At 44.3% G+C, this 22,954-nt stretch carries 21 protein-coding genes and 1 riboswitch; of the genes, 6 read left to right on the forward strand and 15 right to left on the reverse strand.

Annotated elements, in window-relative coordinates; genetic code table 11:
* Positions 1 to 32: 32 nt before the first annotated feature.
* From CHRO_RS14270 to CHRO_RS14300, 7 genes are all read right to left on the reverse strand, one after another.
* Positions 33 to 1,217 (reverse strand): acetyl-CoA C-acyltransferase, encoded by a 1,185-nt coding sequence (locus CHRO_RS14270; protein ID WP_015154927.1) that lies wholly within the window; start codon positions 1,215 to 1,217, stop codon positions 33 to 35.
* 206 nt (positions 1,218 to 1,423) lie between these two features.
* A complete protein-coding gene (locus CHRO_RS14275) occupies positions 1,424 to 3,685 on the reverse strand; it encodes a 3-hydroxyacyl-CoA dehydrogenase/enoyl-CoA hydratase family protein (RefSeq protein WP_015154928.1) in 2,262 nt (753 codons plus the stop codon).
* Positions 3,686 to 3,754: 69 nt separating this feature from the next.
* Positions 3,755 to 5,947 (reverse strand): AMP-dependent synthetase/ligase, encoded by a 2,193-nt coding sequence (locus CHRO_RS14280; RefSeq protein ID WP_015154929.1) that lies wholly within the window; start codon positions 5,945 to 5,947, stop codon positions 3,755 to 3,757.
* Between the two features lie 580 nt (positions 5,948 to 6,527).
* Positions 6,528 to 7,385, reverse strand: coding sequence for an alpha/beta hydrolase (locus CHRO_RS14285; protein WP_015154930.1), 858 nt, complete (start codon positions 7,383 to 7,385; stop codon positions 6,528 to 6,530).
* Positions 7,386 to 7,531: 146 nt separating this feature from the next.
* Positions 7,532 to 7,819, reverse strand: a complete 288-nt coding sequence (locus CHRO_RS14290; RefSeq protein WP_015154931.1) for a hypothetical protein — start codon at positions 7,817 to 7,819, stop codon at positions 7,532 to 7,534.
* Positions 7,820 to 8,098 (reverse strand): hypothetical protein, encoded by a 279-nt coding sequence (locus CHRO_RS14295; protein ID WP_015154932.1) that lies wholly within the window; start codon positions 8,096 to 8,098, stop codon positions 7,820 to 7,822.
* A 70-nt stretch (positions 8,099 to 8,168) separates the two neighbouring features.
* Positions 8,169 to 9,335, reverse strand: coding sequence for a pyridoxal phosphate-dependent aminotransferase (locus tag CHRO_RS14300; RefSeq protein ID WP_015154933.1), 1,167 nt, complete (start codon positions 9,333 to 9,335; stop codon positions 8,169 to 8,171).
* 530 nt (positions 9,336 to 9,865) lie between these two features.
* On the opposite strand from CHRO_RS14300, the gene CHRO_RS14305 reads away from it, so the two are divergent.
* The 4 genes from CHRO_RS14305 to CHRO_RS14320 all read left to right on the forward strand — a co-directional run bounded on the left by CHRO_RS14305 (position 9,866) and on the right by CHRO_RS14320 (position 14,536).
* On the forward strand, positions 9,866 to 10,564 hold the full coding sequence (locus CHRO_RS14305) for a 2OG-Fe dioxygenase family protein (protein WP_015154934.1): 699 nt from the start codon (positions 9,866 to 9,868) through the stop codon (positions 10,562 to 10,564).
* A gap of 10 nt (positions 10,565 to 10,574) precedes the next feature.
* The gene (locus CHRO_RS14310; RefSeq protein ID WP_219335927.1) at positions 10,575 to 11,864 is read left to right on the forward strand and encodes an NAD-dependent epimerase/dehydratase family protein; all 1,290 of its coding nucleotides are present in this window, start codon (positions 10,575 to 10,577) and stop codon (positions 11,862 to 11,864) included.
* 7 nt (positions 11,865 to 11,871) lie between these two features.
* On the forward strand, positions 11,872 to 13,062 hold the full coding sequence (kbl, locus tag CHRO_RS14315) for a glycine C-acetyltransferase (RefSeq protein ID WP_015154936.1): 1,191 nt from the start codon (positions 11,872 to 11,874) through the stop codon (positions 13,060 to 13,062).
* Between the two features lie 163 nt (positions 13,063 to 13,225).
* Positions 13,226 to 14,536 (forward strand): hypothetical protein, encoded by a 1,311-nt coding sequence (locus CHRO_RS14320; RefSeq protein ID WP_015154937.1) that lies wholly within the window; start codon positions 13,226 to 13,228, stop codon positions 14,534 to 14,536.
* Between the two features lie 9 nt (positions 14,537 to 14,545).
* Here the strand turns inward: CHRO_RS14320 and CHRO_RS14325 are convergent, their stop codons facing one another.
* From CHRO_RS14325 to cysC, 3 genes are all read right to left on the reverse strand, one after another.
* Positions 14,546 to 15,223, reverse strand: coding sequence for a hypothetical protein (locus CHRO_RS14325; protein ID WP_015154938.1), 678 nt, complete (start codon positions 15,221 to 15,223; stop codon positions 14,546 to 14,548).
* Positions 15,224 to 15,776: 553 nt separating this feature from the next.
* Complete coding sequence (locus CHRO_RS14330; RefSeq protein ID WP_015154939.1) at positions 15,777 to 16,580, reverse strand: sulfotransferase family protein; 804 nt, start codon at positions 16,578 to 16,580, stop codon at positions 15,777 to 15,779.
* Between the two features lie 294 nt (positions 16,581 to 16,874).
* Complete coding sequence (gene cysC, locus CHRO_RS14335; RefSeq protein WP_015154940.1) at positions 16,875 to 17,432, reverse strand: adenylyl-sulfate kinase; 558 nt, start codon at positions 17,430 to 17,432, stop codon at positions 16,875 to 16,877.
* Between the two features lie 319 nt (positions 17,433 to 17,751).
* Between cysC and CHRO_RS32265 the strand changes: the two genes are divergently transcribed.
* Positions 17,752 to 17,907 carry a hypothetical protein gene (locus CHRO_RS32265; protein ID WP_158631884.1) on the forward strand — a complete coding sequence of 52 codons (156 nt, stop codon included), beginning with the start codon at positions 17,752 to 17,754 and terminating at the stop codon, positions 17,905 to 17,907.
* Between the two features lie 41 nt (positions 17,908 to 17,948).
* Positions 17,949 to 18,419 carry a GNAT family N-acetyltransferase gene (locus CHRO_RS14340; protein ID WP_015154941.1) on the forward strand — a complete coding sequence of 157 codons (471 nt, stop codon included), beginning with the start codon at positions 17,949 to 17,951 and terminating at the stop codon, positions 18,417 to 18,419.
* Positions 18,420 to 18,498: 79 nt separating this feature from the next.
* Here the strand turns inward: CHRO_RS14340 and CHRO_RS14345 are convergent, their stop codons facing one another.
* The 5 genes from CHRO_RS14345 to CHRO_RS14365 form a co-directional block, all read right to left on the reverse strand.
* Positions 18,499 to 19,272 carry a TraB/TrbI/VirB10 family type IV secretion system protein gene (locus tag CHRO_RS14345; RefSeq protein WP_015154942.1) on the reverse strand — a complete coding sequence of 258 codons (774 nt, stop codon included), beginning with the start codon at positions 19,270 to 19,272 and terminating at the stop codon, positions 18,499 to 18,501.
* 79 nt (positions 19,273 to 19,351) lie between these two features.
* Complete coding sequence (gene mtnB, locus CHRO_RS14350) at positions 19,352 to 20,005, reverse strand: methylthioribulose 1-phosphate dehydratase (protein WP_015154943.1); 654 nt, start codon at positions 20,003 to 20,005, stop codon at positions 19,352 to 19,354.
* Positions 20,006 to 20,031: 26 nt separating this feature from the next.
* The gene (locus CHRO_RS14355) at positions 20,032 to 20,586 is read right to left on the reverse strand and encodes a 1,2-dihydroxy-3-keto-5-methylthiopentene dioxygenase (protein ID WP_015154944.1); all 555 of its coding nucleotides are present in this window, start codon (positions 20,584 to 20,586) and stop codon (positions 20,032 to 20,034) included.
* Between the two features lie 76 nt (positions 20,587 to 20,662).
* The gene (locus tag CHRO_RS14360; RefSeq protein WP_015154945.1) at positions 20,663 to 20,998 is read right to left on the reverse strand and encodes a 2Fe-2S iron-sulfur cluster-binding protein; all 336 of its coding nucleotides are present in this window, start codon (positions 20,996 to 20,998) and stop codon (positions 20,663 to 20,665) included.
* Between the two features lie 36 nt (positions 20,999 to 21,034).
* Positions 21,035 to 22,390 carry a selenium-binding family protein gene (locus tag CHRO_RS14365; protein WP_015154946.1) on the reverse strand — a complete coding sequence of 452 codons (1,356 nt, stop codon included), beginning with the start codon at positions 22,388 to 22,390 and terminating at the stop codon, positions 21,035 to 21,037.
* A gap of 350 nt (positions 22,391 to 22,740) precedes the next feature.
* Positions 22,741 to 22,876, forward strand: a riboswitch (cyclic di-AMP (ydaO/yuaA leader).
* Positions 22,877 to 22,954 lie beyond the last annotated feature (78 nt).

Here is a 22,954-nt window from a genome sequence, read left to right on the forward strand (position 1 = left end):
TTGAAGAATCTGACCTCTCAGGTCGTCCAGATTTAGGAGGTTGCCAAATTCTCAAACACTGCCGCTGCTCCCATCCCACCACCAACGCACATCGTCACCAGACCGTAACGAATGTTACGCCGTTTCATTTCGTGCAGCAGGGTGGCTGTCAGCTTCGCACCCGTGCAACCTAGAGGATGACCGAGGGCGATCGCGCCGCCGTTGACATTGACAATCTCCTCATTCAAACCGAGCTTGCTAATTACTGCTAAGCTTTGCGCGGCAAAGGCTTCATTCAACTCGATTAACCCGATATCTTCCAAGCTTAAACCCACTTGCTTCAGCACCTTTGGTACAGCCTCAACTGGTCCAATCCCCATAATTTCTGGGGGAACTCCGGCGACTGCAAACCCTAACATCCGTCCTAGAGGTTTTACACCGAGTTTGTTGACCCAGCGCTGACTCATTAACACCGTCGCTGCTGCTCCATCCGAAGTTTGGGATGAGTTCCCAGCTGTAACCGCTCCACCTTGGCGAAAAACAGGTTGCAACCGCGCCAATGCTTCCAGACTGGTATCGGCGCGAGGACCTTCATCAAGCTGAAAAACTTGCTCCACAACCTGCGGCTTGCCATCAATATAGAGAGTTTCGCGCACCGGAAGCGGGATAATTTCTTCAGCAAAACGACCTTGCCTAATTGCAACTAAAGCTTTCTGATGCGATCGCAGCGCAAAAACATCTTGTTCCTGGCGAGAAACTCCGTACTGCTGGGCTACGTTCTCAGCCGTAATCCCCATCGTACAGTAGGCTTGTGGAGTCTCCGCCAACACTTCTGGATTGGGAGCTAGATAGTGTCCCCCCATCGGAATCAAACTCATCGATTCGGCTCCACCCGCCACCATAATTTCTGCTTGTCCCGTGGCGATCGCTTGAGCTGCCATCGCGATCGTCTGGAGTCCAGAAGCACAAAAACGGTTGACGGTACAACCTGCCACTGAATCGGGCAAACCCGCCCGCTGAGCAATAACTCGTCCCAAATTAAATCCCTGTTCCGCTTCTGGAAACGCACAGCCGATAATGATATCGTCAATATATTCTGGTGCAAGTCCTTCGACGCGAGCGATCGCGCCTTTGACTGCCACCGCGCCCATGTCATCTGGGCGAACGTGGCGTAACGTACCGCGTGGCGCTTTTCCCACCGCAGTCCGAACGCTGCTAACAATATAGGCTTCTTTCATAGTTGGTAGTTGGTAGTTGGTAGTTGGTAATGGGTAATAGGTAATGGGTAGTTGATAAGAAAGTGGTGCGTGAAGAAGGGGTGTAGGGTGTGGGGTGTAGGGTGTAGGGTGTGAATGCGTGAATTTTGAATTCTCCCTTGTCCCCCTTATCTCCCTTGTCCCCCTTATCTCCCTTGTCCCCCTTGTCCCCCTTGTCCCCCTTGTCCTCAATTTCGTAGCGGCTTTTTATGCTTCAACGTGTGAGCAATCCGCTCTTGGGTTTTGGGCTGGCTGAGTAGGGGTAAAAATGCTTCCCGTTCTAATTGCAGTAAGTAGTTTTCATCAACTAAAGCAGGTGCGGAAAGTTCCCCGCCAGCCATGACGTAGGCTAAACGGTTGGCTAAATAGCGATCGTATTCGCTGATGAAGCCGCCTCGGTAAAGAGTATCGGCAGCATAATCCAACATTGCTCTCCCCGGACGACCTAGCACCATAATGGCGTTGCGTTCGGGGGGTGAGGCGTAACCTGCGCGATCGCTACATAAGACTTCTTCTTTGGCAACTTCTAAACGGCGATCGCCATTCATTAAAATTCTGGCTGTCGGTGGTAGAAATCCTAGTTCTTGGGCTTCCGCAGCACTATTGGAGACTTTCGCCATGCCAATTGTTTCAAACACTCGCCGCAGGAATGGTTGGATGTGATGGGGTGCTTCTGTGGCAGCGCGATCGGCTGCCCAAGTCACCGATCGCATAATGCCACCAGCCCCAGGAATTAAACCTACACTCAGTTCCACCAAGCCAATATAAGTTTCTGCTGCTGCCACGACTTGCGGACACGCCATGACTAACTCGCAGCCACCACCCAACACGCGCCCCTGAATTGCTGCAACAATTGGTTTGGGGAAGTAATGAATTCGTTGTAGCAGAGTTTGAAATTTGACAATCAGATCGGCGATCGCCCCTAATCCCGACTGCGCCATCATTGCCATTTCCGCCAGATTTGCCCCACCTGAGAAATGAGCGCTGCTGTTGCCAATGACCAATCCTCGATAATCGTTCTCTAGCAGATCCAACACCTCAGTCAAACCGTCAACCACTTGCAAACTCAAAGTATTACCCTTCGAGCGAAACTCATACAAAACCACCCCATCGCCCATGTCTAGCAATGCTGCTTCGGGATTTTGCCATATTAGCGGGAGTCGGGAGTCGAAAATCAAATTTTCACTTTTGACTTTTGACTTTTGACTTTTGACTTCTGCCCATTCCGGCACGGTCATTCCCGCAGCTTTCATATCTGCCAGCACGGTTTCAAATCCCAATACATCCCAAATTTCAAAAGGACCGAGTTCCCAGCCAAAGCCCCATCGCATTGCTTTGTCAATGTCGGTAGGACTGTCGGCAATTTCGGGAATGCGGCAGGCAGCATAACTTAATGTTTTAAGGATAGACTCGCGGAAGAAAGCACCCGCACGACTGCGATCGCGATACAATGCCCGCAGGCGATCGCCTAAATCGGGAATCTTACCAATTGCCTCAATATCACCCAAATTTAGAGGTTTAGCTGGTTCGTAAGCGAGTGTTTCTGGATTTAATGACAGAATTTGTCGGTCTTGCTTTTTGTAAAAGCCTTGACCCGTTTTCGCTCCTAGCGTCCCCGTCTCTACGAGTTTGCGTAATAGTTCCGGCACGCGGAAGACTTCTCTGCTTTCATCATGGGGAATAGCTGGATAGAGATTGCTGGCGACATACATCAACGTATCTAGTCCGACTAAATCCGCCGTGCGGAATGTGGCTGATTTTGGTCTACCTGCAATTGTTCCCGTTAGAGTATCGATTTCCTCAATCGTGTATCCCTGCGTTAACGCCTGCAAACCGAGCATTGTGACATACATCCCAATTCGGTTAGCAATAAAGTTAGGAGTATCCTTTGCGACTACGACCCCTTTACCTAAATGTAGCTCTCCGAACCACTTCATTCTTTCTAGTACTTGCGGATCGGTATCAGCTGTCGGAATGATTTCGAGTAATTTGAGATAGCGGGGCGGATTGAAAAAATGAGTTCCCAAAAACCTTTGACGAAAGGATTCAGAACGTCCTTGGGCGATCGCGTCGATTGGTAAACCGCTCGTATTGGTGGATACGATTGTATCCGAGCGAATTACGCTCTCTAGGCGTTCCATCAGCTTTTGCTTAATATCTAGATTTTCTACCACTGCTTCAATGACCCAATCGACAGCGGCAACTGAGTCAAAATGCTCGTCAAAATTTCCCACAATGACGCGACGGGCTGTCTTTTCTGTAAAAAATATAGGTGGAGATAGCTTCAGGGCTTTTTTAAATGATGTTTCAACTAATTCGTTTTTATTGCTCCCCTTGCCAGCGAGATCTAATAAATGTACGGTTAAACCTGCATTGGCGAGGTGAGCGGCAATCTGGCTTCCCATCACTCCCGCACCAAGAACGGCGGCGGTTCGGAACGGCTTAAACATAATTTTAAAACCTCAGTTATCAGTTATCAGTGGTAATTGGTAATGAAGTGATGCGTAGTGTGCGATCGATTAATTCCGAATTCCGAATTCCGAATTCCGAATTCTCTCTACTCCCTGGCTTAAGGATTGAGCATATGCAGGACAGGTAGACGCAGCGGGTACGGGGGGACATAGGTTGAGTTGTTCGTGACGCTGTGTCTCTCGTCGTTTGGAATCTTCTTGACCATATAAAGTATTAATTTCTTGAGCAAACATTTCAGCGATCCTGGCGCGTTTTACTTCTCCACTGGGGGTCAGCATTCCGTTCTCGACGCTGAGTGTAGCGTTGATGAGCTGAAAGCGTTTAACTAAAGACCAGTAAGGCAAATGGCAGTTAGCTTCATCTACTAAAGCCTGGTAAAGGGCGAGAATACAAGGATGGTTCAATAATTCTGCATCTGGTAGGTCGAGTTCCAAGAGTTGAGCTTGTTGGCGCAGGTTATTGAAATCGGGAAAAATTAGCATCGCACAGAATTTACGTTCTGCCCCCACTGCAACGGCTTTTGCTACCAGAGGAGATTGTTCTAACTTGTGTTCTAATGGCTGTGGCGTGACGTATTTACCTGTTGAAAGCTTGAAGTGACTTTTCTTTAATCCAACGATTTTCAGAAAACCATCGGCAGTAAACTCTCCTATGTCGCCTGTATGAAACCAACCCTCAGAGTCGATCGCCTGCTGGGTAGCTTCGGGGTTTTTATAGTAGCCTTGCGTCACGTAAGGTCCCCTGACTAAAATTTCACCATCAGAGGCGATCGCGATTTCTATTCCAGGCAAAGGCACTCCTACTGTTCCAGCTCGGTTGAAGCTACCCCGATTGCAGGCAACTGCCGAACTCGTCTCTGTCAAACCATAGCCTTGTAGAATCGTGACTCTAGCAGCGGCAAACAGGTTAGCAATCTCGGCTTTCAAAGCTGCACCACCGCAGATCGCGTATTTGAGATGACCGCCAAACACCGAGCGCCATCTAGAAAACACTAACCGATTTGCTAGTTTCAGCATCCAGTCGTATTTGCCGCTCGGTGACCGTCCCAGTTCGTACTGTTGAGCAAGGGCGATCGCCCAATCGACGAGACGTTGAGTTTGTTCTGTTTGTAACGATTTCCAAGCAGTGAGAGAGGCTTGCCAATGCGGTAACTTGAATTGAGTTGGAGGCAACCATCGCAGAGAGGATAAACGGAATTTTTGCTGGGGAGTTTCTTGTTTCTTCTGAAACATCTGCGCGGCGAAAGTCCGAAAGCGGGGCAGCAAGTCGTATTTGACACTCTTCGCTGTCTCTGGTTGTGGAGTCTGACTACCTGTTTCTAAAATTCGCTGATAAATTTTTTCCAGCAACAGAGGCACGGTAGCAAAGATCGTTGGTTGTACCTCTTTAAGATGTTTCATCACTCGGTTAGGAGTGGTGAAGTAAACGCTATGCCCGTAATTCATGTGACCGTAGAAAAAGACACGGGCAAAAACATGAGTTAAGGGTAAAAATGAAAGTACGACCTCCTTTGCACCCAGTTCTAAATCGGGAATTCCACTAAACATTGCTAGGGCATTAGCAGAAAGATTTTCGTGAGTCAGCATCACTCCTTGAGGCTTGCCAGTGGCTCCAGGGATATAAATGATGGTGGCTAAGTCGTTGGCTGTTAGCGATGCGCGTAGCTGTTGTTGCCTCTCATCTGACATCTGAGCTTGTCCTCGCTGCCGTATCTCTGCTAGAGAAAAGATTTGGAGCGATTGAGGGTGCTTGGATTGTCCTTGCCAATCGAGGGGAACATCGGCGACGATCGCGATTTGTAGATCGGGCGTGCTGCTTAAGTAAGGTATGATGTGGTCGAGTAAGTCGAGGTTAGAAACAATTAGTCCTTTGGCTTCGCTGTGTTGCGTAATAAAAACAATATTTTCCAACGTTTGGGTGAGATCGATCGGTACGTCAATCAGTTGAGCTAGCAAGCAGCCCATGTCAACTATGCAAAAGTTAACATCGCTCTGCATCAGGAGGGCAACGCGATCGCCCTTCTCTAACCCTAAGTTCGACAAACCGAGTGCTACTTCTTCAGCCGCAGTCCGAAAGGCTCGCTCGGATAAGGACTGCCAACCTTGTTCCGTCCACCAATTTAAAGCATGGAAATTGGGAGCGCGATCGCAGGCTTCATCTAATAATGAAGGCAATGTGCGTCCCAACAACACATTCCCAGAGTTGGGAGGAGCTGTGTAAATTTTGTTAGACCACAACATTTTCGCCAAGAAGAGCTGAAATCTCTTCCCCTCGATAAAGTTTTTCTGTTTTTTTTATGAATTAGCTTTTACAGTAAGATGGGCATCGCCCACCCTACACTTACTGAAACTCACTGCTGCGATCGCTAATAATATTTGCGATCGAGTAGCCGATAGTTTTTGATTTAGTTTTGTTTTTAGAAAACAGAGACAGATGCAGTGTTTGTTTTGGATGCTAGCTTCTCACACCTGAGTTAAATATTCCCCTGTTTCTCCTTTTCAATTAATCTGAATCAGCCGCAACATACCTAACTGAAGATGTTAGACTGCCATATCTAACCCTTCAGGGATCGAACGATATGCTACAAGAATTGCCTCGATCTCAGTTTAGCTTATCGCTTAACAAAGTTGCTATTTTATCTATCTTTAGTAACAAATCAAGCTAAGCAACAGGAATTTTTGCTTACTAACCACTTAGTTGCTAGCCTCTGAATTCACTATAAGAGAGTCAAACACATACTTCACTATCCGTTGTTAATTTATAGCAATAAAGAAAATTTTGGTAACATTATTTAATTCTTCCAGACACCACTCTCATACCTTATGCTGCTTGACTGTCATCAATTTCCTGCAAATGCTGCTCCAACCAGTTACCAATGTCTACAAGTACTTCTTGATAATTCGTATCGGCATAAAGATCGTGATAACTGCCAGGATACTCGTAGCATTTCTTGTCGGGATAAGTGACCCGTTCGCAGAACAGCCAACTACTTTCAGGATGAGTCACTTGGTCTGCACTGCCATGTAGCAGCAGTAAAGGAATTTGCAGCTCAGAGGCATGATTTTCAATCCAATCCACGGCAGCAAAGAATTCTGTTGCAAGTCTGGCACTACCGTATTCGTGACGTAAGGGGTCTTGACTATAAGCAGAAATAACATTCGGATTGCGCGAACTAGCATGATGATTCAAGCCAACCTTAAGACTCAAGCGTGGATAGACGCGGGAAAAGACTCGCCCGATCGCTAGTTTGAGGCGCGAAACTCCAACTTTCCCCAAGGCTGGTGCAGTGACGATCGCACCCCGCAATCCCTGCGGCGATCGCAAAGCATAATCCAAAACAATCGCACCTCCTAAACTATGTCCCCAGACAAAACAAGGGCAATTCGGTTCTTGCTGCCAAATTTGCTGCAAAAAGGCGCTTAAATCTTCTCGAAATTCAGTCCATCTATTAATATGTCCCCTTTGTCCTGGCGAGTGTCCGTGACCTCGTAAATCAAAGGCATAGACTGCATAACCTAGAGACACTAAGTACTCTACAGCAGGTAGAAACAGACCGCTATGCGCTCCCAAACCATGTACGATCGCGACCACAGCCCGCGATCGCTCTTGGGGATGCCAGCTTTGGTAATAAAGGCTTAATCCACCAGCGCCCTTGAAGGTTCCTGCAATGTTTTTCATCCTGATTCTCCCCAAATGTTTTTTGACAACAGGGTGAACTCAGAAGTCAGAAATTACCATGCATCCATTTTAATTGTATACATCCGATGTAGTAGCTAGCAGTCTATCTTTCTTTAACCGATAGCAGTTTGAGAAATTCGTTAAAACTAGAGTAAAGCTTTCCACACTTCTTTCACGGATACCCAAATTATCGCGATCGCCCCAATAATCAGCGTGACAATATCAGACCCTAGCAAATCTTTCAAAGCCTGTAACGTGAAAGCTTTGTACAACAGCTGGCAGCTAGAAATTCCACCTAACACAGCTAGAATTAAGCCGATGAATTCTGCTAGCTCTAGATCGAATTGCTGCTTACGCCTCCAGCGAACCAACACTACTATTACAACGACTACAGCAGTTAGTCCTGCCCAGATTAATAACGTAGAGCGATCCATCTAGTTTTCAGCACGACTTGTTTCTTTTGGTACTACGAACAAACCGTATAAAGCACCAAATATTGCTCCAGCAACGGCTCCTGGTAACTGAGCAACTATTCCCCCTAGCAATGCACCACCCGATCCAGTAGCAATAGCGCGATCGCCTCGTTGCCAAATTTTTTTCGTTGCAGGAGTTATTTTATCGATCGGTTGCCGTTCCGTAGTAGCTTTAAACTTGTTAATATCTTTGTCTTGAAGGCGTTTTGTTAATTCAGCATCTTTAATTTCGTCTTCCATGACATTTTAGTCTTATTACGTTGGCATTTTCAAGTTAGCATATCATATGCAATTCCAACTGTTCTCCGCCTCATTTGAGCTGAGCAATCGCAGTTTGAATGCGGTCGAGCGCTTCGCGAATATTTGCCAATGAGTTAGCGTAGGATAACCTTAAATATCCCTCACCAAATCTGCCAAAAGCAGAACCAGAAAGTACGGCAACTCCGGCTTCTGCTAGTAAGTACTCTGCTAATGCATCACAACTAAGGGGAAGTTGTTTGACATTAGGAAATACATAGAATGCTCCTGTAGGTTTAACGCACTCAATACCCGCGATCGCATTCAAACCATCGACAATAAAATCTCTTCGCTGTCTGAATTCGTCCACCATTTGTTCCACAAACTCTTGCGTTCCTGTCAGTGCTTCAATCCCAGCAATTTGAGTAAACGAACAGGTGCAGGAATTAGAATTGATCGTCAATTGCTCCAGCTTTTGAGCTAATAGTTGGGGAGCCACACCATAACCCAAGCGCCACCCTGTCATCGCGTAAGTTTTGGAGTAACCATCTAGCAGAATCGTCCGCTCTTTCATTCCAGGCAAACTCATAATGCTGTGGTGTGTTTGTTCGTAAAGGATGCGCGAGTAGATTTCGTCCGAGAGGATATAAAAATTATGTCGTTCTGCTAAATTGGCGATCGCCTCTAAATCTTCAAGTTGCAGTACGCCTCCAGTAGGATTTTGGGGAGAATTGAGAATTAATAGTCGCGTGCGGGGAGAAATTGCTTGCTCTAAATCCTCAATCCGAAAGCGAAAGCCAACCTCTTCGCGCAAAGCTAGGGGAATTGCCTTGCCACCTACAAAGTTAATGACTGATTCGTAAACAGGAAACCCTGGGTTGGGATATATCACCTCATCGCCTGTATCTACCAGCGCTAGAATTGTGAAAAAAATTATCGGTTTGGCTCCTGGTGTCACTACTACTTCATCGGGATGCACCTCAACGCCTCTTGTGTGTGTCACATATTGAGCGATCGCCTGTCGCAACTGAGGTAATCCAGCGGCTGGAGCATAGCCAGTGTAGCCGTCTTTCATGGCTTGAAATGCAGCCTGACAGATATTCATCGGTGTCTGGAAGTCTGGCTGTCCGATTTCTAAATGAATTATGTTACGTCCTTGAGCTTCCAATCGTTGTGCTTTGGCAAGGACTTCAAAAGCAGATTCCGTCCCCAGGCGGCTCATTCGTTCGGCAAAATTCATATTAATTTATTTTCCAAATGACAACTGACAACTGATATAGCAATCCTATTTGATTCATGATGGAGCAGGCTTCTAGCCTGCGGCAGCTAGAAGCCTACTTTACAAATCATTTAGAACAGCTATAACTGACATTCTTGTATGAATTTTTATTAAAAAAAGAGTTAGTAAGAATAACAGATATCAGCCAAAAGTTATAGGGATCGACAATAGCCGAAAAATATAACTACAATTAAATCAGGAGACTCGATCGAACGCTAGGTGTCTTCTCTAACAATAGAATGAAACCTTAAGTCCTATTTTATAGAGCCTCTTTGCTGACACATACTCTGTTCTATATCTATTGATGAGGCTCCTATAAAGGAATGAAAATACTAGATCGAGTTTACATTATAAATCTATAAATTTATTGTTAATTTTTGCTGCTATCGGTAGCAGAATTTGGTATGGCATAACCCAATGCTAACTACTAAATTTAGATGTAGCAGTTTGAATAATACTGCTATCCTCAATTGAACGTGAGGAAGTTTACTATGCTGAATTTATCAAAACCACAAGAATTCAATTGTCTAGCCAGCTATGTTTTAGAAATGGTGAACGCTGTTAAGCTAGAGCAATTAAAACCATTTTTCGACTTCTTGCCAGCCGATCCATATTTAGCAGGCAACTATCGCTTTAGAAACCTTTCTCACTTTCAAATAGCTGGCGATCGCCTGATAAAGTTACCCCACAGACAGCTATTTCAATCGAAAGTATATAACCCAATTTTGGGAGATGTAGTTAGAGAGTATCCAGAACTTGACGATCGCCTAGTTGCGTCAGTAGATTTTCAAAAAATTGTGTGGGAATTTTTCCAGTTTTGCCAGCTTTGTACTAACTTCAACGAAGTTGCAGTGCATCAAATTAGAACCACAGCTTCTTCTCAGCAACTCGGCAATCCTGCGCCTGAAGGAATTCATCGCGATGGAGTCGAACTCGTCGGCATTTTCTCTGTGAATAGAACCGGAATTGAAGGGGGAGAAACGCACCTTTATCCAGAAAAAGATGGTCGTCCCGCTTTTAGCAAAATTCTCAATCCTGGCGAATTTTTAGTCTTTAGAGATAGTCAATACTTCCACTACACCTCGCCTGTCAAAGCAACTACATCTGAACTAGGGGTGAGAGATGTTTTCGTACTGACTTGTCCTGGATTATTTCCACCAGAGTCGGGAGTCGGGAGCAGTGACCAGTGACCAGTGACCAGTGACCAGTATCTCCCTCAGCCTCCTCAGCTCTCTTTTCACGTACCACGCACCACACCCTGCTCCTGAGCGCACCACGCACCACTTTCTCACCAACAACCAACAACCAACAACCAATTACCAATTACCAATTACCAATTACCAATTACCAATTACCACTGGTAACTGTCATATGATGAACAATATTTTAGTCACTGGCTCTAGAGGTCAACTGGGAAGCGACCTTGTTGTTGCCCTACAAAGACGCTATGGGACAACACACGTCATGGAAAGCGGGCGATCGCCACGCTCAGAGGAAAGCAAGTTATTTCCTTATAAAGTGCTGGATGTCACAGACGGTCGGCGGTTGGAAAAAATTGTCAAACGGCATCAAATCGATACAATCTACCACTTAGCAGGACTACTCTCAGCCAAAGGCGAACGGGAACCCGATCGCTGTTGGGACATCAATATTAACGGGCTAAAAAATGTTTTGGAAGTAGCCAAATCAGAGCGACTCAAAGTCTTTTATCCTAGTTCTATTGCCGTATTTGGAGCGCACACGCCGAAGTTAGACACGCCTCAGATGACCGTGACAGATCCATCTACGATGTATGGAATTACAAAGGTGACGGGCGAACTACTTTGTCAGTACTACGCGCAACGGTTTGGCGTGGACGTGCGTTCTTTGCGATTACCAGGCATTATTGGCATTATTAGCTACAATGCTCCACCAGGAGGCGGGACAACGGACTTTGCCGTAGAAATCTTCTATGCTGCCCTCCAACAGAGAACTTACACCTGTTTCCTTCGCCCAGAGACTCGCTTGCCCATGATGTACGCAGCAGATGCGGTCAGAGCTATTCTGGAACTGATGGAAGCAGATTTATCAGCCATCAAAGTCCGTACTAGCTACAATGTGGCAGCAGTCAGCTTCTCGGTAGCAGAACTCGTAGCTGAAATCCAAAAGCACTTACCTGAGTTTGCCTGCGAATACAAACCCGATTTCCGGCAAGCGATCGCGGATTCTTGGGTTTGTACAGTTGACGACTCTAAAGCACGAGCCGATTGGGGTTGGCACCATACCTATGACTTATCTGCGATCGTCAGCGATATGTTGGCGAAGCTGGAGTCATTAAAAAGGGAGCAGGGAGCAAGGAAGAGGGCTGAGGGAGCTGAGGAGGCTGAGGGAGCTGAGGGAGAAAGTACTACAAACTCTACACCCCACACCCCGTACCCTATCTCCGATCGCACCACGCACTACGCACCACTTATTCCCGACTCCCGACTCCCGACTCCCAAAATTTGGTGATGTAGCCATGTTGACCACAACGGCGGCTTCTGTTTTTCAATCCCTGCTCGATGAAATTCATCAATCCGGTCTGCGCAAAGAAGAACGAGCGATCGCATCCCCTCAAGATGCTAAAATCCAACTTCAAGATGGTCGGATGGTACTGAACTTCTGCGCTAATAATTACCTAGGATTAGCTAACCATCCTGACATTATTGCCGCAGCCCAGGAAGGAATTGCTAAATATGGTTTTGGCTTGTCATCGGTGCGCTTTATCTGTGGCACGCAAACCATACATAAAGAGCTGGAAGCAAAGATTTCTGCATTTCTCGGTACTGAAGATACTATTCTGTACGGTTCCTGTTTTGATGCCAATGCCGGACTATTTGAAACACTACTTGATGAAGAGTGTGCGGTCATTAGCGATGCACTCAACCACGCTAGTATTATTGACGGAATTCGGCTGTGTAAAGCTAAACGCTATCGGTTTGCCCATAGCAATATGGAAGAATTAGAGCAAACGCTGCGAGCTACCCAATCGCTGAAAATCCGCTTAATTGCCACGGATGGGGTCTTCAGCATGGATGGCGATATCGCTAAGCTAGACCAAATCTGCAATTTAGCCGAACAGTATGATGCGCTGGTCATGGTAGATGATAGTCATGCTACTGGGATTTTGGGAGCAACAGGACGCGGCTCGATCGAACATCGTGGTGTCATAGGTCGTACAGATATCATCACCAGTACGTTAGGAAAAGCCCTGGGTGGAGCTTCTGGAGGTTTTACATCCGGTCGTAAAGTCATTATCGACTTGCTGAGGCAGCGATCGCGCCCCTATTTATTTTCCAACACCCTTGCTCCGGCGATCGCCTACACCAGTATTAAAGTATTGGATTTACTCAACCAAACCTCAGAATTACGCGAAAGACTGCTGGAGAACGCCAGCTACTTTCGGACTTCCATCGGCGATCGCGGTTTTGAAATTAAACCTGGGATTCACCCGATCGTACCAATTATGCTGTACGACGCGAAACTCGCACAAGCTATGGCGCGAGATCTGCTCGATGAGGGGATTTATGTCATTAGTTTTAGCTATCCTGTAGTTCCCCAAGGTCATGCCCGAATTCGGGTTCAAGTTTCCGCCACTCACACGCAAGAACAATTAGAGCAATGTGTAGAGGCGTTTGCTCGCGTGGGGAAAAAGTATGGGGTTGTTTAACAGTGACCAGTTACCAGTTACCAGTTACTAGTTACTAGTTCCAGTAGGATTTGTTTTCAAATCTCACCCTGCAAATCTATGTTAGTGTTTTGACTTTTGACTTCTGACTTTTGACTTTTGACTTTTGACTGCTGCCTTCTGCCTATTGAAGAGGAAAATTACTATGATCGAGAACCTGCGAGAAAGACTAAAAATTCCAACGGCAAGGCTAGAAGCGATTAACGATATTCTAGTCGAGCCAAATATGGAGGCGATCGCCAATTTCCTCAATGTCCTGTCTAAATATGGGACTCCAGAAGAGATTAATGCTAAGGCAAAACAAGCTGCGTCTCTGACCGCATTGCTAGAGCGCGTTCGTCAAACTCGACCCGAATATTTAACCGATCTACAATGGCTGCAACAGCAAGCAGATGAGGGGGCATTTGTCAGCATTGCCGATTATCGACAGAATGTAATAGGAAACAAGGCAAAGAGTTTGACTTTTGACGACAAATATGCAGTGACGCTAGAAATTAGTGCCTGTCAATATTTTCCTTGGATAATTGCCGCAGCTCGACGAGCGATCGCCCAACAATCCCTCATGCCGGGACGTTTCATTCAAGTCCGCCAGATGAAGGAACAAGAAACCGATGGTGACTTGCCCGCCATTGCCGCAGCTATGCAAATTATTGGCGCGAGTTTCGTCGTCACTCTCGATACCAAGGGAACTGATGGCTCGAACGTCCATCTCGGCGGAGCGGAAACGATCGCGGGTTACTTTGGTGGTGTTGGACAGCCCAACGATCGCGCTTTGCAATGGCTGAACGAATACTTGTACTACTACACTAACTACGGGATTCGCCAAGTTCTCAATCTCAATCCTGGGACAGTGCTACTAGGCTATCTCCTTCATCGTCTCGGCGTTGATATCGAGTTCAAGATCTCTGTATTTATGGGCAACGACAATCCCTACGCAGCTTTGTGGACTTTACTTGGAGCAAAGTTATTTTCCAGAGATGATGGTAGCTCTCCATTAATTGGATTCAATTGGAGTAACTCGGTCAATAACAAAACGATTGAAATTACCAGCCAGTTTCGCCAGGCTTTGGACTTCGAGCAGCAGGTTCGCTTCGAGCATCACATCACTGAAACTTGGAAAGGCATCGTGCGACAGCCTTATAACCGCAGAGACGAGTTGATGGAGCTGGCTTCTTGCGTGCCGAATATTTCAGCCAAGCATGAGGGAGGCGATCCAGAAGTTGAGCAGATGCGGCAGCACCCATCGGATATTTTCGATTATTTCCGTGACAAGCAGGAGATTATTGCCTCTGGAGATTGGGAACATCTCACCCAGAATTTTCTGGACAAGTTTGATGCCTTGAATAAAACGGCACAAGCTCTTACAGAACAGGGTCTATCCGTTCTAGCAGCTGGAAATCTCCACCCGCTAGAACGCAAACATTTGTCAACTTTACAAGTTACGACTTACGACTAATAACTCCCATTACCGATTTCGAGACAAGACAAAATCCTCATCTAGCGTCAGGTCTAAATCTCGATTGGGATTGACGACAACCACTTCCACTTCTTTACGCTTGCGACCTCTAAGGAGCGTTTCTCCCAACACTCCAGCTCCCGCGCCTCCTAAGATTGCACCTAAATCGATATCTCCAAAAATTTCAGATGCTACGGCTCCGACTGCTGCGCCAACAACAGCACCGCGAACGAAGTCGGGGTTGGTTTTGCGATCGATTGTCTGCTTTCTTCTCACTACAGCTGATGTTGCCTCAATCGGATATTTTCGTTTTTGACTACCAATGACGACTGATTCAGCCACGAATTGCGAACCACCATCAGCAGGTCTGAGTCTACCGTTAATTTGGCTACCTGCGGGAATCACGACATTTCCGCGCTCCGAGCGGACGCTGGTTGCTGTAGTTAGCGTCAGTCTGACTGATTCTTTAGGCGTAACCAGCACTCTATCTGACTTTTTGTATCGCACCGGAATGACCGTACCAACTGGTACGATTGACTGAGGTGATTGCGCAATTAAGAGTTTACTAGAGTTCGATTGGGGTGCTGCAACCGGAGTCGCCGCGATCGCAGGTACTATTGTGGCAGAAGTCATTCCCAGTGCCATCACCGCCGCAACTTTGGCTTGCCAGGAATTAGAAATGAACATATAAAGTCTTTCTCCTAAATTATCGAATTAGAGATTTTACATCTTAATGACGTAAAACCAAATAAATTGTTCTTTAAGTTTATGCTCCTTAATGGTTAACCTGTAGAAGTTGCAGACACAATTCTTAATTTTACGCTCTGATGCTTCTCTTTTAGTTTATTCAATTTTTGATTTAATTTTATTGATGTACATTATTTCACCAACACGATTTTTGTTGAATTCTATCTTAGTGTAGAAGTCAAATTATGGTAATTTTACTAACTTCTTCCCTTGAGTTATAAGCGTTAGCAATACTTCTCAATCTAAAAGTCGAGCGCAACGCAATTCCCTTTAGATTAATACAATTCGGGCATTCTTACGCTCAGAACTATACTGGTTTGCTACAGGTGTTAATTGGCAGGAAGCTTCTCGCTGCTCCCTTATACCATTTTGATCTGACTGCGCCACGGAAGATCCCCCCAACCCCCCTTGTTAAGGGGGGCTATGAGCGACCGATTTAGTGCAAAGATAAATAGAATTGGTATTAGTTTGCAAACACGCCCTAATTATCTCGTCACGAGCTGCTTTTGGCGAGATGCTGATTTTTTAAATTAGTGGGCTTACCGATTACTTTTTCAATAGTGCTTTTTTCAGAGAGTCCAAAATAATTGAGTAATTCTCTAATATTTTCAATATTATTAAGCGATTCTACATCAACTTGAAAATATTTTATATTTGGAAATTTTTCTTGATAAGATATACTTAGGGCATTTGTTTCATCTACATACCATCTCAAGCATTCTTTTTCATATTTGTCAATCAAATTTTCAATTTGACGAAACTGAATATTCAACAAACTATATAATTTTTTGCTCAATAAAAGACGTTTTAATAAACAGAACAATTCGTAAGTTACTTTGGGAGAAATAAGCCAGTTTGGTGGCTCAATACAATAATTTTTGATATCTGGCGTTAGTACCCACGTTTGTCCCGCGATCGCGAGAGGACTACAGTTAATTCGGAGCAAACTATCGACAATTTGAGCTGGATTTCTTCTAAGAATTAGAACTCCTATCTCTTCTTGAGGAATATACTTAGGAAGAAACCATCCAAATCCTTTGATGAAACAATGATTGGTTTCTATATAACAATCTGACTCTTTTTTAACTTGTTGAATTTTCTCAACTTTCTTAGCTGTAAGTTCCTGCATTAATTCAGGTTTGCCAAAAAAGTAATCTCTCATTACTTTTCCATGACCAATAGGTTGGGCTTCGTGCCAAACTTGGCAATTTTCAATATGCTTAAAAATCTCATGTAAATAGTGAGAGCCTGAACGACCTGTATTGATACAAAATAAATATTTAACTTTAGGCTTCATGATTATATGATATGACAAAAGCACTGCTATACTTTTAAACTAAAATCGTAATTATTGGTGAACAAATCGTCTTTTTTCTGCTTTAACTCTCCGGAAAAATAAGCTTTTTTTCAACAAGCAATCGTGTTTTATCTGCACAAACAGTATTGGTATCAATAGCTAAAACTATTACCATGTGAACTAATTAAACTTTTTGCCTACTGACTCGAATCGAGCTAAATCAGTTGTTGTAAGATAATCCCTTGTTGCCCAAGCTAATACCGTAGAGAGTCCTTTTTGAAAGAGAAATAGGTATTAGATGGAATACTCTAGTTGGGGTTCGAGAGGAACATAATCTAGCCTCTCTAGTTCTGCAATCACTCTAGCAATACTTTCTTGGATACTTTCTTGTGAGGTATAACAAATAATATCTGGATTGAGAGGTTCTTCATATAGATCGTCAATTCCTGTAAAAGATTTTATTTCTCCTGCTCGTGCCATAGCATAAAGTCCTTTGACATCGCGTACTTCACAAACATTAAGTGGTGCATTTACATAGACCTCTATAAAGTTTTCTGTAGTTCTCCGTAGTTCATTCCTGACAGCTCGATAAGGACTAATTGCAGCTACAATCACTACTACGCCATTACGACTGAGCAAATTAGCCACAAATCCAATACGACGAATATTAGTTTCACGGTCTTCTTTACTAAAGCCCAAATCTTTTGAAAGTTTTGTTCTGATGATATCACCATCTAAAACTTCAACTAAGCAACTACGTTTCTTAAGTGCGTACTCTACCCCTTGAGCGATTGTAGTTTTGCCTGCACCGCTAAGTCCTGTTAACCATAAGATTAAACCTTGCTTTTTCATGCTTATCTCCATGCTGATTTTGACTAAATAAAGCTATTGAGAGTTTTCAACACTTTTTCTCTCCGAGTGAATACTAGAATAGCGGTAATACCACTATTTGACGTTCATCTCTGCTTGTTTACTATACTCTTCTAATAGATAAGATTTGTCGATTGGGAAAAATTCAGTAATACTGTCAGCAAGGTATTGTCGATTTTCTTTTAAAAAAGAAATTATGCGGAGTACAGCATTTCAAGTGACTAGTATTCTCAGCCACAAACACGATCGAAAGACTCGATCGTGAATGGCAAACAAGTCAGCTCCAGACATGGTAGCTTAAGTGACAAGTAGGGTAAGTTTATTATTAGTGGCGATCGCCGCAATTTCTCTGTTTGTCGGTGGCGTTGGGAGGATGAATATCATCCTAGTTTCTGTCAACTTTACAGGCATCAGTCTCTTTAAGCGCGATCGCTTTAGCTGTTGGAGTTTCCGGTAGTATAGATTTACAATGAGGCGTACAGATAGAGTAGTTTCATCATGTCAGTTGCTCTTGATAGTAGCGGTGTTCATATTCGCCCAGCTACTACGCAAGATGTTGAGGCGATCGCGATTTTGTCTGACCAACTCGGCTATCCTGTTTCGACTATTGCCATAGAGCAGCGCCTGTACCAAATTTTGTCAGATAGCAATCATATTATCTACGTAGCCACAGGTTTAGACGATCGAGCGATCGCTTGGATTCACGCTTACACTTATCACTCGCTGCTGACAGATTTTCATGCTGAAATTGGCGGCTTAGTTGTAGCGCCAAGCGATCGCGGTACTGGTATCGGTAGAAAATTGCTCCACCAAGTTGAAAGCTGGGCAAAGATACGCAGATGTCAAAGTATATTAGTTCGATCTAATATTGTCCGTTCAGCAGCTCATCATTTCTACCAAAAATGCGGCTACAGCCAAGTCAAAACATCTTTGGTATTCCACAAAGTTTTGTTATATGACGATCTGTAGGGGTGGGTTCACCCAAAGTCTCTATTTTCACACCGAGATCTTGCTAAACCCACCTTTGCCAAAACGTACAGCAACAAGTTTAATTATCTTCACGCCTGCGATAATCAGAGTCCCTGTTGCGACGATAATCAGAATCGCGGTAATCATCATTTCCAGAACGTGAGGCAACAAAATCTTCCTCTAATCTCAAATCTAAGTCTGTATCTGGTCTGATGACAACAACTTCAACTTCTTTTTGCTTGCGACCTCTCAATAAGACTTCTCCCAATACACCTACACCCGCACCAGCCAAGACTTCACCTAGATCGATTCCACCAAAAATTTCACCCAAAACCGCACCAGCAGCAGCCCCAATCACCGCGCCTCTAAGGATATCGGGATTTGATTTTTCATCAATGATTTCCGTGTCGGTAATCTCCCGCGACGTTGCTTCAATTGGATAACCGCGATCGCGACCTTCTAAAATTAAATTTTGCGCAACAAATTGAGTTCCGCGATCGGTTGGTCTGAGTTCGCCTTCAATCCGACTACCAGCGGGAATTGCGATTCTACCGCTTTCAGACTCGACATCTTCAGCCACAGTCAATGTTATGTCCGCTGTTTCTTCTGGAGAGACAATAATTTTTTTGCCTCTGTCGTAAGTTACTGGAATTATCGTTCCTCTGGGGACAATACCACCAGAAGATCCGCGATACTCATCGTCGCGAGAGTCAGGAAAGAGTTGTGCAATTTCAAAAGAAGGGGAATTGGCGATCGCTGGAGTAGAAATCAAAAGCGGTACAAACGCTGTTGCGGTCATTCCCATCGCCATTAAAAAAGCAGTTTTTGACTGCCAGCGATTGAACAATAGCATTGACTTTCTCCTATAAAGTAGACTCAGGTTATAAGTTATGAAGAAAAGATCGCTCTATTGTTCCCGTGACCTCCCATTTTCAAAAAATTCCAGCTTGCCGCGCTGCTACCATGTATCGAAAAATGTATTCTATCAACTCAACATAATTACGCGCTGAGGTGAGGGAATCTGCCCAGACAGTCACGCCATGATTGCGGATTAACAAAGCCGGGACTTGAGGTAATTGAGTACTGAAGCGATCGCTAATTTCTGCGGCAATTTGAGGAACTTCTAAGTGATTTTCAAATATGGGAATTGCCACCTGGGGGTTTTCTTCCCATACACCCAAGCCTTTAACCATTTCCAGGGGTGGTAGCAGCAAATTTAGTTTCTCAGTAAAATGAGAAACTAAATTTGCTTCAATTGAGTGAACGTGATAGCAAGCTTGAGCCGCTGGAAACAAGCTATAAATTACTTGATGAATTATCGTTTCTGCCGAAGGTTTAATATTAGCAGATGCTCTTTCTAAAATCTCACCAGTGAGGGTAACGCGCACGAAATCGCTAGTTGATAGTTCTCCTTTTGCCTTCCCACTTGCCGTAATCCAAAAACTATCATCAGGAAGACGAGCAGAAAGATTTCCCGCCGTTCCTACCATCCAATCTTGACGGTAGAAATAACGAGCAGCATCGCTCAATTCAAAACGCGGATCGGTAGTTTTGCTATTAGTTACTGAAGGTTGATAATTAAGCATGAATCAGAGGTAATAAATATAATGAATTACGCGATCGCGCTTTGACGAAACCGAATCTCTTTGCCCGTGTATTGAGGAACCCAACCTGTTGTATCGATAAAATATCGTACAGCTTTAACTCGCCTTGCAGGTGTTAAATAAAACCAGTGTTCTGTTCCGGCGGGGACATTGATATATTCTTCTGGTTGTACTGTTAATTCTACTTGGCTACCATCGGGACGCACGAAACCAAATATTGCCTCGCCATCGACAATATATCTTACTTCATCATCGGCGTGGGTGTGGATGCGATCGAATTTTGTTAGCATCTCATCTAAATTTGGAATCCCAGGATGCAACGCAATTAAATCACGAGATTGATAGCCAGATGTTTGTTCGAGTTGCTCGAAATAGCGATCTAAAGCTACGAGAACTTCTTCTTTTTCCTCGGAATTTAAACTTTCTTGTGCTAGCAATTGCCGCAATTGCGAATCTTCTCCTACACTCCAGTAATTGAGTTGGATATTTAGGGAAGACAATTCGCGGCTAATATCAGCGAGTTGGTTGTAGATTGTACCATCTTCTAGTTTAAGAAGCGCCATAGGGAGTGAGTAGTGAGTAGTGAAAATGCAAATAACAAACGATCGATTACCAATTACCAATTACCGATTACCAATGTCAACTGATAACTGTTCGCTGATAACTGATAAAAGGGTTTACATACAATTCTTTTTGACATTCTACGCCGACTTCAAACTTACAATCAGAACGGGGAGTGGCAATGCATAACAAAACGTAACCTTTTGCGGCTTGCTGGGGTTTGAGGGCGATCGCCTTTGTCTGTTCTACTTCACCTGATAAAATCCTGGCAGCACAAGTAATACAAGCCCCATAACGACAGCCTACGGGTAATTTTACTCCAGCCGCTTCTACCGCATCCAAAATATATTTGTCTGCTGCTACGTTAAGAGTAAAATTATTTCTGTTAACCAGTTCGATTTGATAGGTTTTCATTCGACCAAAAAACCTGCCCCTATGATTCTCTTAACTCTAAATCCAAATATCTGAAGTACAATCGCCACCAGGATATCGCATTTCGTGGGCGCGGGCTGCGCCGTTTGGTTCTTGACCAAAATCTATGTAAAAGTTTTCATTAATTTTCAATCCTCCCTTTTCCGTGTCGCAATCAATTTGCAACATGTAAGAGCCATTTTTGGCTAAGTCTGGATAAAATTGATTATCCCAAGTACTGAATAGAGAGTTAGTGACATACAACCGCTTACCATCTAAACTTAATTGCAGCATTTGAGGACCACCTTGCAATTTCTGCCCCTTAACTTCGCCACCTTTTCCTAATAAACCACCACACCAAACTTGCCCAGTCAATTTAGGTTGAGAAGGATTGCTAATGTCATACTGACGAATATCTCCATGCAACCAGTTGGAAAAATAGAGATAGCGATCGTCCATTGACAGCAAAATATCGGTAATCAAAGAAGGCACGGGAATTTCCCAGCCTTGAACCTCGACGGATGGAACATCAATAACTTTCTCAACTGCCCATTGTCCGTTAGATTTGTGCCAGTGCCAAATATTACTACTTAAGGCTGCACCAACATAGCCGTGCGTACTCTCTGGGTTGTGGTGAAAACGCACTTCTAAAGGAATTAAACCTTCTGTACCTAAGTCAAAACTTTGAATAATTTCGTGTTTTTTCCAGTCCCAAAAATGCAATTGCTGACCGTAATTTCCGGCTGCGACATCGTTGAGGTCAAAGCCTGGATAATACGTTTTGGGTGCGCCCCATTCGCTACTTACCATGATGTTATGGCGCGGCTGATACCAAAAGTCATAATTAAACTTCATTGCCGTAGCTTGTTGTTCCCAACGTCCGACAATATCAAAGTTTTCATCGAGTAACAAAAAGCCGCCAGGTGCATTCCCTTGACTATCACCTAACATCGAAATCATCACATGACCATCTGCTAGACAATGGACTGTATGAGGGGCTGTTAAATTTGTTTTCGCTTTGATTTCTTCTGGTTCGATGACTTTATAAATTTGAGGCGATCGCGTTTCTTTTGTATCTACAATATAAATCCGGCTCGATCGCTGTCCAGGTACGATCGTAAAACGACGAGATTTACTCGCGTCACCGTGACACGAACTACATGCATTCCAACCAAAATGATGTAACTCATCGCCTAAATAAGGCATCGGTAAGCGATGAATTACCTGAGAATATGTCGGAGAGTCAGGATCGACATCAATCGTCGCTAAATAATCTGGTGCTTCAATTCCCGTACCCGTATAAAGGGCGATCGCATATAATGTTTTTTCTCTTTCTGCTTGCATCGCCGCTTGGGGAGATGCATAGCCAGGACCGCAGCAAGTATGATTGGTCATTGGTCATTTGTCGTTGGTCATTGGTTAAGTGCGGATACGACATGTCATATCTCTACAGTTAACCGTCTACTAATAACAAAACTAGCATTGATTGCTAGGAATACCGTACTATGTTTGTATTTCTTACAGATGGCTGAGATCCAGCAGTTTTAAATCAATTGTCAAATTACTGTTCATCTGACTGTGACGCGCTAACAGCACTTGAACGAATGACAACCTTCACGAGTAGTTCACAACTCAAATAGAAGTTTCACATACAATACTTAACAATCTGACTGAGTTTACTTCACAGTTTGTAACTTTTATTGACAGAACGTAGGGAGCGTGGTTTAGGATGTAGTTAACCAGATTAAATAAGTCAGCCTAATCCAATCATAATTGGAGCGGAGGAACCGAATTTTGGGGCTTATCTCTGAGATAAACAGAGAGGGACATCTCTCAGTCCTAGCCCGTCAGCTAACTTCGTAGGCGTTGAGAGGAGACTGTAAAGATCGAAGATTTCTAGATCCCATTCAGTGTCCTTGGCTGGTTTAAACCCGCTACGTTTTACCTGTACTTGGTGCT

This window comes from Chroococcidiopsis thermalis PCC 7203, assembly GCF_000317125.1.
In the GTDB taxonomy this organism is placed as follows: domain Bacteria; phylum Cyanobacteriota; class Cyanobacteriia; order Cyanobacteriales; family Chroococcidiopsidaceae; genus Chroococcidiopsis; species Chroococcidiopsis thermalis.